9 protein-coding genes are annotated in these 13,012 nt (G+C 46.4%); 2 read left to right on the top strand and 7 right to left on the bottom strand.

The window, feature by feature from the left end:
• Positions 1-15: 15 nt before the first annotated feature.
• The 5 genes from accB to AB4653_RS06660 all read right to left on the bottom strand — a co-directional run bounded on the left by accB (position 16) and on the right by AB4653_RS06660 (position 5,957).
• Complete coding sequence (accB, locus tag AB4653_RS06680) at positions 16-468, bottom strand: acetyl-CoA carboxylase biotin carboxyl carrier protein (RefSeq protein WP_004729736.1); 453 nt, start codon at positions 466-468, stop codon at positions 16-18.
• A 74-nt stretch (positions 469-542) separates the two neighbouring features.
• Positions 543-992 (bottom strand): type II 3-dehydroquinate dehydratase, encoded by a 450-nt coding sequence (aroQ, locus tag AB4653_RS06675; protein ID WP_009844692.1) that lies wholly within the window; start codon positions 990-992, stop codon positions 543-545.
• A gap of 323 nt (positions 993-1,315) precedes the next feature.
• On the bottom strand, positions 1,316-3,265 hold the full coding sequence (acs, locus tag AB4653_RS06670) for an acetate--CoA ligase (protein WP_009844693.1): 1,950 nt from the start codon (positions 3,263-3,265) through the stop codon (positions 1,316-1,318).
• A gap of 218 nt (positions 3,266-3,483) precedes the next feature.
• Positions 3,484-4,116: a 3'-5' exonuclease gene (locus AB4653_RS06665; protein WP_009844694.1), complete on the bottom strand. Its 633-nt coding sequence runs from the start codon at positions 4,114-4,116 to the stop codon at positions 3,484-3,486.
• 11 nt (positions 4,117-4,127) lie between these two features.
• On the bottom strand, positions 4,128-5,957 hold the full coding sequence (locus AB4653_RS06660; RefSeq protein ID WP_009844695.1) for a DUF294 nucleotidyltransferase-like domain-containing protein: 1,830 nt from the start codon (positions 5,955-5,957) through the stop codon (positions 4,128-4,130).
• A gap of 249 nt (positions 5,958-6,206) precedes the next feature.
• On the opposite strand from AB4653_RS06660, the gene AB4653_RS06655 reads away from it, so the two are divergent.
• Together AB4653_RS06655 and AB4653_RS06650 are read left to right on the top strand one after the other, a co-directional pair.
• Positions 6,207-7,403 (top strand): 3-phenylpropionate MFS transporter, encoded by a 1,197-nt coding sequence (locus tag AB4653_RS06655; RefSeq protein ID WP_009844696.1) that lies wholly within the window; start codon positions 6,207-6,209, stop codon positions 7,401-7,403.
• A 117-nt stretch (positions 7,404-7,520) separates the two neighbouring features.
• The gene (locus tag AB4653_RS06650) at positions 7,521-10,952 is read left to right on the top strand and encodes a PAS domain-containing hybrid sensor histidine kinase/response regulator (protein WP_032554989.1); all 3,432 of its coding nucleotides are present in this window, start codon (positions 7,521-7,523) and stop codon (positions 10,950-10,952) included.
• 112 nt (positions 10,953-11,064) lie between these two features.
• Here the strand turns inward: AB4653_RS06650 and AB4653_RS06645 are convergent, their stop codons facing one another.
• Entirely contained in the window at positions 11,065-12,450 is a 1,386-nt protein-coding gene (locus tag AB4653_RS06645; RefSeq protein ID WP_032554988.1) for a lyase family protein, read from the bottom strand.
• A 12-nt stretch (positions 12,451-12,462) separates the two neighbouring features.
• Positions 12,463-12,846, bottom strand: coding sequence for a hypothetical protein (locus AB4653_RS06640; RefSeq protein WP_009844699.1), 384 nt, complete (start codon positions 12,844-12,846; stop codon positions 12,463-12,465).
• Between the last annotated feature and the right edge of the window lie 166 nt (positions 12,847-13,012).

The following is a 13,012-nucleotide window of genomic DNA, read 5'->3' as shown; positions in this document are numbered from 1 at the left end:
AATGAGTGCTCTCTATTATTCGATAATTACTAGAGCTTGGTCGAATTCTACTGGTTGACCGTCTTCAACTAGGATAGCCGTTACAACACCAGATTTATCAGCTTCGATTTGGTTCATCATTTTCATTGCTTCAACGATACATAGCGTTTCGCCAGCAGTTACAGATTGACCAACCTTAACGAATGGTTTTGCATCTGGGCTTGGAGCGCCGTAGAAAGTACCAACCATTGGAGAAAGAACTTGGTGACCAGCAGGAACTGCAGGAGCTGCCGCTTCTGCAGCTACAGGTGCCGCCGCAGGTGCTGCTGCCGCTACAGGAGCTGGAGCTGCTGCATATTGAATAGGCGCTGCAGATACAGGGCTGTTACGACTGATTCGTACTGACTCTTCACCTTCAGAGATCTCTAGCTCAGAAATACCAGACTCTTCAACCAATTCGATTAGCTTCTTGATTTTGCGAATATCCATTGTTTCTTTCTCTTTATCTGTTGATTGAACTTACTCTTTGACTGAGTAGGTTAGTAATAGTTCGTTGTTTTTATTTACTTTGCGTTGAGCTTGTTGAGCGCAGCGGTCAAAGCAAATTGATAACCTTGGGCACCTAAGCCACAAATCACACCTTCTGCTTTATCAGACAGGTAAGAGTGGTGACGGAATGGTTCACGTGCGTGAACATTCGATAGGTGAACCTCAATAAATGGGATAGCAACACCAAGTAGTGCATCACGCAACGCCACACTGGTATGTGTAAAGGCCGCTGGGTTGATAATAATGAAATCAACATTTTGATAAGCACTATGGATAGCTTCAATCAGCTCATACTCACGATTTGACTGTAAGTGAGATAGCTCAACATCGTGTGTTTTCGCTTGCTCGGTCAATGAGCTAATAATCTGGTCAAGTGTTTGAGAACCGTAGTGTGCAGGCTCTCTAAGGCCTAACAGATTAAGGTTTGGTCCATTTAAAACTAGAATGCGAAACTTTGTAGACATTGTGGGGCTATCTTCCTTTATCGTGTTTACGAACGTGAATGTTGCCATTTTATTGAAAATTTGGGGATAATTTCCAGTAAGAAAAACCCAAATTTAAAAATTAGAACCAGATTATAGCTAATTCAGCGCAAATCGCAGCAATTTACTGGTCTAATCTCCTATTGAGAGAGTGTGAGATTGTTACCAACTTAACAAAAAAGCGCCTTAGCCTTAATTTTGTCGAGGATATTTGAGATCAAGATCAGCCATAAAAAAACCGCCACATAGGTGACGGTTTAGAAAGGAGCTGTTTTAAACAGTAATTACGTAATGTGACGGGTTGCTTATGCCAGTTCCGCTTTCTCTGCAATCAGCTTATCGACCACGCTTGGGTCTGCCAGTGTCGACGTATCGCCTAGGTTGCCAGTATCGCCAGTGGCAATCTTACGCAGGATACGACGCATGATTTTACCTGAACGAGTTTTTGGTAATGAGTCGGTCCAGTGCAGTACATCTGGCGTTGCGATTGGGCCTATCTCTTTGCGTACCCAGTCTTTCACTTCTTTATGAAGCTCTGCGGTCGGGAATTCACCATCATTCAACGTGATGTAAGCGTAAATCGCTTGGCCTTTAATATCATGAGGGATACCTACAATCGCAGCCTCTGCGATCTTATCAAATGCGACTAGAGCCGATTCAATCTCAGCGGTACCCATACGGTGACCTGATACGTTCAGAACGTCATCAACACGGCCAGTAATCCAGTAGTAACCGTCTTCATCACGACGAGCACCATCACTGGTGAAGTACATGCCTTTAAAGGTCGAGAAGTAAGTTTGTTCGAAACGGTCATGATCGCCGTGAACGGTACGCATCTGGCCTGGCCAAGAGTCAAGAATCACTAGGTTGCCGTCTGTTGCACCCTCAATGATGTTACCCATGTTATCAACCAGCGCCGGTTGCACACCGAAGAATGGACGCGTCGCTGAGCCCGGTTTTAGGTCTGTTGCGCCTGGTAGCGGTGCAATCAAGATTCCGCCCGTTTCTGTTTGCCACCATGTATCAACAATTGGAGACTGCTCATTACCGATTGTTTTGTAGTACCACTCCCACGCCTCTGGGTTGATAGGTTCACCCACTGAGCCCATGATTCTTAGGCTGTCACGAGACGTGCCTTCAACGGCTTCATTGCCTTTCGCCATCAAAGCGCGAATCGCTGTTGGTGCAGTATAAAGAATATTAACTTGGTGCTTATCGACCACTTCACTCATGCGGCTGGTGTTCGGGTAGTTCGGCACGCCTTCAAACAGAATGGTTTTTGCACCATTGGCAAGCGGTCCGTAAACAAGGTATGTGTGACCGGTAATCCAACCCACATCGGCTGTACACCAGAAAGTTTCGCCTTCTTGGTAATCGAACACGTATTTGAAGGTCATTGCTGCATAAACGAGGTAACCACCTGTAGTGTGCATAACACCCTTAGGTTTGCCTGTTGAGCCTGACGTATAAAGGATGAATAGTGGATCTTCTGCGTTCATCTCTTCTGGTGGGCAATCTGCAGATACATTAGCAATAGCATCGTGCCACCATACATCGCGGTGTTCGTGCCATGCAACATCGCCGCCAGTACGTTTGAATACTACAACCTTTTCGATGTTCTTCACTTCAGGATTCGTCAGTGCTTCATCGACATTTTTCTTCAGTGGAACCGCACGGCCACCACGCACGCCTTCATCGGCAGTGATAACGACTTTAGAATTTGAATCGATAATACGACCAGACAGTGCTTCTGGGGAGAAACCGCCAAATACCACTGTGTGAACCGCCCCGATACGGGTACATGCCAGCATGGCAACCGCAGCTTCAGGAACCATTGGCATGTATAAACAAACTACATCACCTTTGCGCACGCCTTGCTCTTTTAGAGCATTTGAAAACAGGCACACTTCTTTGTGTAGTTCATTAAAAGTTAGAGTTTTGTCATCCGCCGGATCATCGCCTTCCCAGATGATAGCGACTTCATCACCGCGCTCAGCAAGGTGGCGGTCGATACAGTTAGCCGAAACGTTAAGCGTGCCATCTTCAAACCAGCGAATATCAATGTGGCCAGGGTCGAAAGAGGTATTTTTTACCTGTGTGAAAGGTTTAATCCAATCAACGATTTTTCCGTGTTCACCCCAAAAGCCTTCAGGGTCAGAAACAGATTGCTGGTACATGGCTAGGTAAGTGTCATTATCCGCGTGTGTGGTTGATTTAATATTTTCTTTTACCGGATAAACGTGGGCTTCACTCATTGCATCTCTCCTTGTGCCTACATTCCTAATGAACTGGCAACTTCCTTTGTGTTCAGTTTCTAGGTCTATTACAGAACCGTCGTTGTGTTATCACTCTCGACTAGGACGGCGATTTCCACAATTAGACTTTAGGATGAGACGTTGCTTTTCACTTACAAAATAGCGAGTTAAGTTCATTTTTGAGATGTTGCTCTCTATGTGAAGCGCCAGTGGTTGAATTAAGAATAAGAAGAGTTGAAACGGGGCAGATCACCATGTTTCAGGCGAACAAAGATCAGGGCGGCGGAGATAGCGTCTTGTAATGCATCATGTTTATTGACGGGGATAGGTAAATCGAGCTGGCGACAGATGGCGTCCATACTGAGATCAAAATAGGCATTGGGCAGCTGTCTTTCGAGTTTGTCTTGGTAGAGTTGGCTCACTTCGACTAATCGGTTAGGCAGTGGAAATCCAAGCTGTTTTAAACAGGCGCGGTCGAGAATCTTTTTGTCATAGCGGATGTGATAGCCGACTAAAGGACGATTTCCAATGAAGTTAAGTAGCTCGATTAAAGCCTGTTTTTCTTCGATGCCATGCTTTAGATCTTGATGACGAATGCGGTGGATTTTTATTGAATTGCAATCGAGTGATTGCGGGGCGCGCAATCGGACTTCAAAAGGTTGGCTGGTAATGATTCGGTTACCGATGATCTTGGTCGCAGCAATGGTGACTAATTCTGCCTGATTGGGGTCGAGGCTGGTGGTTTCACAATCGAGAGATACGTATTCGTGATTAGCAGGCGCAGTAAACAGAGGCTGATAAGTAGAGCCTTTGAGTTTATGATGCCAGTAATAACGAACCAATCTATTCATCGTTCAATCGCCTAATCCCGTATCTGATAGTGGTAGCCAAGCCATTGCTTGAATTTTTTGACCACATGCAAGCTATGGCGAAGCAGGTCTCTGTCTGCTCGCTCCATCAATTTGACGTTAATCTTGTTGCTACTGTGCTGCTGAGAAAGTCTTTGGGCTAAGCGCCACTTAAAGAACTGTTTGAGTGCTTCACTAAGGTTATCGGCGGTACTTTGCTCAAGCACTTTCTTACAGACCAACTGTTCAATGCGTTCGAAGGTGTTGTTTACCGTGACACCATGCTCAAGACAGAGTGCCCTCACACCATGCACGATAGGGAAAATACCGCCTTGTTTGATATCGAGCCCTGACTTGGATTGTTTAACATTGCCAAACAGGGTGAGGGGTACTGAGAAGTTCAGAGCCGGTCGGCAGAATTCAGTCAGAATCAATTCTTGTCCGAGCATCAAATCACTTAGGTGCTGCTTTACGGGTTTTAATAACTCTCTATTACCCGCAACGGCGTGTGCATCCGCCATGATCGCGATATCCATCACGGTGTCTGGCGTGGCTTTTTTTACCCAATGGGTGAGGGTTTGTTTCCACTCTTGTTCTGAATGCACCCATTTCGGGTTGTTGACCATCACGTTGCCCGGGCACAGTGGGTAACCCAATTGTTGAAGGGTGTGGGTGAGGTCGTTCATGGCACTTTGGCATTGATGCCACTCCAAGCCATCTTGAATTATTAGCGCGTTGTCTTGATCGGTTTTGAGGATTTGTTCTCCACGGCCTTCGGAGCCCAACACGATGAGGCAGCAATGATTATGCAGTGCGGGTGGGATAACCAACTCAAACGCTTTCTCTATTATCTGTTCATTAACGGCTGAAATTAGCTCCATGATGAAGCGCGTGCGAATGCCGTTACTGAGTAGGCTTTCGACCAGTTGACGTTGTTTGTTGGAGGCTAATGCGAGCTCTTCAATGCTGGTGGATCGCGCAATACGCAAAGTGAGCACGTGAGAGTGAGTGGAGAATGCACTGAGGATTTGTGTCATATCCACCATGCCGACAGCATCTAGACCGTCACAAACCATCAACCTTTTTACCCGGTTTCTGGTCATGGTAATCATGGCATTAAATAAGAAATCCCCTTGGTTTACGTGCATCACTGGAAATGTTGCAATCTCGCCAACGGGCGCGTCCTGTGGGAAGTTATCGAGCATTACAGCGTGCAATAAATTGGTTCGTGTGACGATCCCATACGGTAAGGAGCCTGAACCAAAATCTTTTATGCCTTTGTCGTCTAAATGCACCAGCGCCGAGTCTAAGCCTTGCTCTTTTAGGATTTGAGTGACTTGGTTGATGGGTTGCCCTGGCTCAAGAATCAGTGGTGGGTGATAAATAGAGTCATCCACTTTGGTCAATATAAACTCGGCAAGGTTTTGTTGCTGCTGAGCGGCCTCAATCAGAGCTTTCCGTGTCGACAGGTTACTATCAAAGTAGGCGGCAAATTGACCATTGGCGTGATAAAGATCGAGAAAAACATCGGTAGGCAGTAGGTAGCTTAAGGTGTCTTCGAGTGCGATATATTGATGTTTGGTGTGAGGTTCAAACTGGCTGCGCACATCAAAAATATCGTCATTGGCGTAATGTGCGTAAATCTCACCATCACTGCTCGCGCGCTCTTCAACGGCTCCTTTGATCAGGATATGCAGGTGTCTGCTCGGCCTATCTGCTTCCAGTATCACTTCTTGAGAGCGGTAATACACCACGTCTAATGAAGAGCGAAGCTTCAATTGTTCCGTATCGGACAGGCTATCGAAGGGTGGGTGCTGCATATTAAATTTTTCAGGCATAAGCATCACAAGAAGTGGGAGTCTTTAATCAGTCTGACAAAATACCAGCGAAGCTCCAGACGACTTTAGTCTAAATGCAGACTAGATATCGATGAACGTGATATAGCTTGGTGATAAGTGATAAGTGATAAGTGATAAGTGATATCTAGGCTAATTGAATATAGGAATGCTATCCCAGTAATAATTCCCTTTTTCATCCTACTCTAGATAGGCATAATTGGAGCCGCCTTTTTCCGCACACTTTATAGGTTATTTATGTTTAGCCCCTCTCCTTACGGATGGATATCTCAGTATTTTCTTGGTTTCTTTTTTGCGTATGGTGTGTACTTGCCATTTTGGGCGTTGTGGTTTGAAGACCAAGGCGTTTCTGCAGGGGACATCGGTGTATTGATTGGTATTGGTTTTGCGACTCGCTGTGTTGCTAACCTTGTGATTACGCCGCGCATCCATAACGTAGAGAATCTTTTGCCCGCTCTGCGCTGGTTGAGCTTCGCCTCATTGTTATTTGTTGGTTTCCACTTCTTTACTGGAGGCAGTTTTCTATTGATGCTGTTGGCAACAGTATTGTTTAACCTGTGTTGTGGGCCGGTTATCCCTCTTTCTGACGCAATGGCTAACCATTACAGTCGTCTTAAGATGCTTGACTATGGACGCACTCGTTTATGGGGTTCGATTGCTTTTATTGCGGGTTCAACCGTGGTGGGTTATTTAGTCGCACAGTTCGGCACTGATATGATTTTGTATACAGCGCTTGTTGGTGTGCTGTTGTCGTTAGTGTTGGCGATGAGAAACCCTAACGTGATGCCAGTAACGCAATCTGAGAAACAAGCAGTGCGACCAAAATTAGGTGAGTTACTGCGTGAGTCGTCTGTGGTTAAATTTTTGGCCTTGATGGCGTTGCTGCAAGGTAGCCATGCGGCTTACTACAGTTTTAGTGCGATTTACTGGAAAGAAGCCGGTCACTCAGAAGCGATTATTGGTTATTTATGGAGCCTAGGCGTTGTTGCTGAGGTGGCTGTGTTTGCTCTCAGTAAGCGCTTATTCTCTGGCTGGTCAATGCGTACTCTATTCGTGGTAGCTGCAATCGGTGTGATGGCTCGTTGGGGGATTACCGCATCAACAACGGCGATTTTCGCCTTGGTTATGGTGCAAATGCTGCATGGTGTGACGTTTGCTATGGCGCATATCGCAGCCATTCAATACATTCAATCAGAAGAACAGAATAAAATGGTCGCGCTGCAAGCTCTGTATAACGCGATCCCATTGGGGGCTGTTATCGCACTAATGACGACCTTAAGTGGTTGGGGCTATGAGCTTTGGGGGGCAAACATCTTCTGGGGTATGGCCGCGATGGGGGCTCTTGCTCTGTTCATTAAGTTGGACGAGAGAAGTTCAGTGGTTGAGATTAATCAATCAGGTTCGGAACAATTAGAATCTAACAGCAAATGCTGATAATTAGAGTCTGAAGCACAGAATTTAAGCGATTCGATTGAGTTAATGACCCATCCTTAGTTAAATGAAACCTCTCCCTTATGGAGAGGTTTTTTTATGGATGAAAAAGGGTTTTTAATGCAAGGATGGATAGTAATTCCAGTCTCTTTAGCCTATTTGGGCGTGTTATTTCTGATCGCTTGGTATGGAGACAGGCAGGTTCGCTGGCTATCGCGTTGGCGCCCATGGATCTATAGTCTTTCGATTGCAGTGTATTGTACCTCTTGGACTTTCTATGGAACGGTCGGACAGGCGAGCAATAACCCATGGTCCTTTTTACCCATCTATCTCGCCCCCATTCTGGTCTTTACACTCGGGTGGCGGATCTTGGCGCGGTTGATCCTGATTGCAAAGCGTGAACACATCACTTCAATTGCCGACTTTATCGCGGCTCGTTATGGAAAATCTCAGGGCTTGGCTGTTGCCGTCACCGTGATTGCCGTGGTCGGTATTCTTCCTTATATCGCGCTACAGCTGCGTGGTATTACGATGGGGCTAGATATTGTTGCGCCAAACCTAGCGTCTGATTTCGGTTATCAGGATTATCACGTCTCTTGGTTTGTGGTCGGTGCTTTGGCCATTTTTACCATGCTGTTTGGTACAAGACACATTGATAACACAGAACATCACCGTGGCATGATGATGGCGGTGGCGTTTGAATCTATCGTTAAGCTTGCAGCATTCTTGATTGTTGGCCTGTTTATTATCTACCTGGCGATGAGCAGTGACAAAATTGACTTGTTTGATGTGGCGGCTTCCACCTACGAATCGCCTAATATTCCGACCTTAATTATTCATACCGTTTTGACCATGTTGGCGATTGTCTGTCTGCCGCGTCAATTCCACACCATGGTGGTTGAGAACGAACGTCCTCAAGATTTGCATACCGCTCGCTGGTTGTTTCCTCTTTATTTGATTTTGATGGGCCTGTTTGTGCTGCCAATTGCTTGGGCAGGACAAGGGCTGCTCACCGACATGCCGGCTGATACTTACGTGATCAGTGTACCAATGGCAGAAGGTGCGAATCACATTGCTTTGTTAGCTTTCCTCGGAGGTACTTCGGCGGCGAGTGGCATGGTGATTGTCTCGACCATCGCATTAGCGATCATGGTATCGAATGATTTAGTGATGCCATTGCTGCTGCGCCGTATGCGCCTAACTCAAAGAACCCATCGACATTTTTCTGGCATGTTGCTGGTGATTCGACGCGGGTTGATTTTACTGCTGTTACTGGGTGCTTGGCTGTTCTATCAAGCGCTCGATACCATTCACTCACTGTCGGCGATTGGCTTTCTTTCCTTTGCGGCGATTGCTCAATTCGCGCCAGCACTTATTGGTGGTTTGTACTGGCGTCCGGGCAACCGGAAGGGGGTTTATGTCGGCTTAATGGTGGGCTCGTTGATTTGGCTGATCACCCTGATGAGCCAAACCAGTATGCTGGCGGGCGATAGTGAAAGTAACCTTTTACTGTGGATTATCACGCCACCAGAGTTGCTCAACAGTTGGGAGATCAGCAGTTCAAACTGGGGGATTGTGCTGAGTATTTTACTGAATACTTTGTGTTATGCCGTGGTTTCTATGGTGACCAGACCAAGCCTAAGTGAGCGTTTACAATCGGCTGCTTTTATTGGCACACCATTACCAGAAAATGAGAACATCAGCCTCTATCAGAGCCGTGTGACGGTCGCTGAATTAGAAATGCTGGCGTCTCGTTTTGTGGGGCGTAAGCGTGCGAAAAGTGCCTTACAGAGTTATTGGCAACAGCACGGGCAGCCGCTACTTCCTAACCAACAAGCGCCCGCAAGCCTGATTCGACATGCAGAACGTGTGCTCGCTGGTGTATTCGGTGCATCTTCAGCTAAGTTAGTACTTACTTCGGCCTTGCAGGGCAGAAATATGCAGCTTGAGGAAGTGGCGACCATCGTTGATGAAGCCTCTGAACTGTACGATTTCAGCCGTGGTTTACTGCAAGGTGCGATTGAACATATTGGTCAAGGCATTGCCGTAATTGACAAACAAATGAGGCTGGTGGCGTGGAATCAACGTTACTTAGAACTGTTTGAGTTCCCTGCAGGCTTGATTCAGGTGGGTCGACCCATTTCAGATGTAATTCGTCACAATGCTGAGCAAGGTTTGTGTGGCCGAGGCGACCCAGAAGATCACGTTCGACGCCGTGTTTATCACCTTGAGCAAGGCACGCGACACACCTCATCTCGTATTCGTCCGGATGGTCGAGTGATTGAGGTGCAAGGTAACCCAATGCCAAGTGGTGGCTTCGTCATGAGCTTTACCGATATCACGGTTTTCAGACAAGCAGAGCAAGCGCTAAAAGATGCTAATGAAAGCTTGGAATCGAGAGTCCATGAACGAACTCAAGAGCTCGAGAAGCTTAACCATCGTTTGGTAAAGGCGACGCAAATATCTGACCAAGAATCACAATCTAAGAGTCGTTTTCTTGCGGCTGTTAGTCACGATTTGATGCAGCCATTAAATGCTGCTCGCTTGTTTGCTTCTTCGCTATCTGAGGTCGCAAAAGAACAAGAGGAGAAGCAGCTTTCTTCTCATATCGAAAGTGCGTTGGGTGCGGCTGAAGATCTGATTGGCGACCTGCTTGATATCTCGCGATTGGAGTCAGGAAAATTAGAAACCAACATTCACGCGATTGCCGTGCATGATGTACTGACCAACCTGAATGCAGAATTTAGCGCTTTAGCGACACAGCAAAAAATACAGTTTCAGATGATTCCATCGTCACTGTTTATTCACTCTGACCCTAAGTTATTAAGACGAGTGATTCAGAACTTTTTAACGAATGCGTTTCGCTATAACCCTGAAGGGAAAGTGGTCCTCGGTGCGAGACGAGTGAATGATCAGGTACGAATTGATGTGTGGGATAACGGAACCGGTATCGATGAAGACAAGCAACAAGAGATCTTCGAAGAGTTTACGCGAGGTAGCCAAGTACGAGCCGATCAGGGGTTGGGATTAGGGTTGGCGATTTCGAAAGGGATTGCTCATGTGCTTGGTCATCAAATATCGATGCGTTCATGGCCGGGAGAAGGTAGCGTCTTTTCCATCACCTTAGCGAGAGCAGAGCAGGTGGCTCCGGTTGTACAAGCTTCGACGCCAATGGCGACCAGTGACATCGAACATCTGAAAATACTGTGTGTCGATAATGAGCGCGAGATTTTAGTCGGCATGGAGAACTTGATTGGTCGTTGGGGCTGTGAGGTTAAGACCGCCGTCGACTTAGTCGAAAGTTTGAAGTGTCTCGATGATGATTGGCAGCCGGATGTGATTTTCTCTGATTATCGCCTCGATAATGGCCGAACGGGTCTCGAAGTGTTGCAACAATGCCGTTTACGTCTTGGAGATTCTTTTGAAGGGGTCATTATCAGTGCAGATAGAACCGATGACATGCTGGCAGCAATAAAAGCCAATAGCTTCAGCTTTATCGCTAAACCCGTCAAGCCGCTAAAACTCAGAGCGGTTCTAAATCGGGTGAGTTAATTAGGAATAATCAGCTCGAATTCCTAATTAATGAACGGATGTAAAAAAGGCCTCGGATGAGGCCTTTTTTGTTTCAGTAAGGATCGTTAATGCCTATTCGCTTTTTAACTAACTAGCCCGCAATACCGCCCTGCGTCAGCGTGCTTGGATCAAGCAGCTTGCTGAGTTCTTCTCGGCTAAGATCCGTTTCTCGTTCGGCCACATCAAGAATCGGTAAGCCCTCTTTGTAGGCTTTCTTGGCAATATCAGCCGCTTTTAGGTAGCCAATCACAGGGTTAAGTGCGGTCACCAGAATTGGATTCTTTGACAGTGCCAAATCGAGGTTGTCTTGGCGTACCGTGAAGGTAGAAATCGCTTTATCAGCCAGTGCGACTGAACTGTTTGCTAACAACTCTATGCTTTCTAATACGTTATGAGCAATAACGGGCAGCATCACATTTAATTGGAAGTTACCCGATTGGCCTGCAATCGTAATGGTGGTGTCATTGCCAATCACTTGTGCTGCCGCCATTGCAGCTGCTTCTGGAATTACAGGGTTCACTTTGCCAGGCATGATCGATGAACCCGGCTGTAGAGCCTGCAACTCAATTTCCCCTAAGCCAGCCAACGGCCCTGAATTCATCCAGCGAAGATCGTTTGAGATCTTCATGATCGCAACTGCTGCAGTTTTAAGCTGACCTGACAGTGCAACGATCGCGTCTTGGCTACTGAGGTTAAAAAAGAAGTTTTCACTCGAGGTAAAACTGATCTTTGTCGATTGAGACAGGTTACTTGCAAACTTATCGGCAAAGCGTGGGTCGGCATTAATCCCCGTACCTACCGCTGTACCACCTTGAGCAAGCGCCTTGACTGCTGGCAAGCTGCTTTCTATCGCTTGCTTGGCATGTTCAATCTGAAATTTCCAACCACCAAGCTCTTGAGCAAAGGTAATCGGCATTGCATCCATTAGATGGGTACGGCCAGTTTTGACTACCTCAGCAAGTTCATGCTGTTTTACGGTAAGCGCCGCAAAAAGGTGGGTAAGTGCAGGCAACAGCTTATTTTCTGCCATCAAAGCGACACTGACTTGGATTGCTGTCGGCACGACATCGTTACTGCTTTGCCCCATGTTTACGTGATCATTCGGGTTCACGTCTCCTTGCAGGCTTCTTGAAGCGAGTGTCGCAATCACTTCGTTGGCATTCATGTTGGAGCTCGTACCAGAACCGGTTTGGTAAACATCAATAGGGAATTGCTCGAGGTGTTTACCCTCAATGATCTCTTGGCTAGCTTCGGCTATCGCGTTGGCAATATCACCTTCTAATAAACCTAACTGAGCGTTGGTATCGGCGGCGGCCTGCTTAATCAGCGCCAGTGCTTGAATGAAACTGGCTGGCATCTTGTGTGAACTAAACGCGAAGTTATCAGCGGCACGTTGAGTTTGAGCTTGGTATAGCGCATCGGCAGGAACTTTCACTTCGCCCATGCTGTCTTTTTCTATCCGAAATTGTAGAGTCATCTTCTATCCTTGTTAGCCAAGTGGGGCTTGGACTTGTTGTAGTGTTTGGCTGAGATTCAAAAAACGCGCTTGGCCTTGAGGCTGCTGGCAGTAGTGGCGTTTCAAATAAAATAGTGGTGAGTGAATAGAGTCTAGGCAGATATGACGAAAGGCGAAACTGCGTTCTGGAGACTCAATCGCTTCAATCAAATGGAAGAAAACTTGGCGCAGATACAGCTCGCACAACAAGATATTTTCTTGGGCGGCATGCTTTTCATAGTAAGCAGAAAGCGTGAGTGCGCACTCGATATACTCTCGAATCACAAACGGTTCATGGCCTTGAACTTGTTCTAATGAAGCAAAGCGATCCTGTGCTTTGTAAAACCTCGAATAAAGAACCTGCTGCTCTTTCATCATCTGCATCTCATCAATGAGTGTTAATGATAATTATTATCAAATGAGATTTTAAAAACAACCCTTTGTTTCTCTTTTTATAAAGTGAGTAGGAAAAGAAAAAGCCGCTACATGAAGTATCGGCTTTCTGGAGTCAGTACCTAATCCCTACAATGTAAGTACTGATTCA

The sequence above is a fragment of the Vibrio sp. 10N.222.48.A3 genome (assembly GCF_041475345.1).
GTDB classification, from domain to species: Bacteria; Pseudomonadota; Gammaproteobacteria; order Enterobacterales; family Vibrionaceae; genus Vibrio; species Vibrio tasmaniensis_A.
Note: the sequence above shows the minus strand (reverse complement) of the source record. Positions and strands in the feature narration are given on the sequence as shown.

Excerpts from the sequence above, each read along its gene's own strand:
- AB4653_RS06655 (WP_009844696.1), top strand. The coding sequence starts at position 6,207 with ATGTTTAGCCCCTCTCCTTACGGATGGATATCTCAGTATTTTCTTGGT.
- AB4653_RS06665 (WP_009844694.1), bottom strand. The coding sequence starts at position 4,116 with ATGAATAGATTGGTTCGTTATTACTGGCATCATAAACTCAAAGGCTCT.
- AB4653_RS06650 (WP_032554989.1), top strand. The coding sequence starts at position 7,521 with ATGCAAGGATGGATAGTAATTCCAGTCTCTTTAGCCTATTTGGGCGTG.
- AB4653_RS06660 (WP_009844695.1), bottom strand. The coding sequence starts at position 5,957 with ATGCTTATGCCTGAAAAATTTAATATGCAGCACCCACCCTTCGATAGC.
- aroQ (WP_009844692.1), bottom strand. The coding sequence starts at position 992 with ATGTCTACAAAGTTTCGCATTCTAGTTTTAAATGGACCAAACCTTAAT.
- accB (WP_004729736.1), bottom strand. The coding sequence starts at position 468 with ATGGATATTCGCAAAATCAAGAAGCTAATCGAATTGGTTGAAGAGTCT.
- AB4653_RS06645 (WP_032554988.1), bottom strand. The coding sequence starts at position 12,450 with ATGACTCTACAATTTCGGATAGAAAAAGACAGCATGGGCGAAGTGAAA.
- acs (WP_009844693.1), bottom strand. The coding sequence starts at position 3,265 with ATGAGTGAAGCCCACGTTTATCCGGTAAAAGAAAATATTAAATCAACC.
- AB4653_RS06640 (WP_009844699.1), bottom strand. The coding sequence starts at position 12,846 with ATGATGAAAGAGCAGCAGGTTCTTTATTCGAGGTTTTACAAAGCACAG.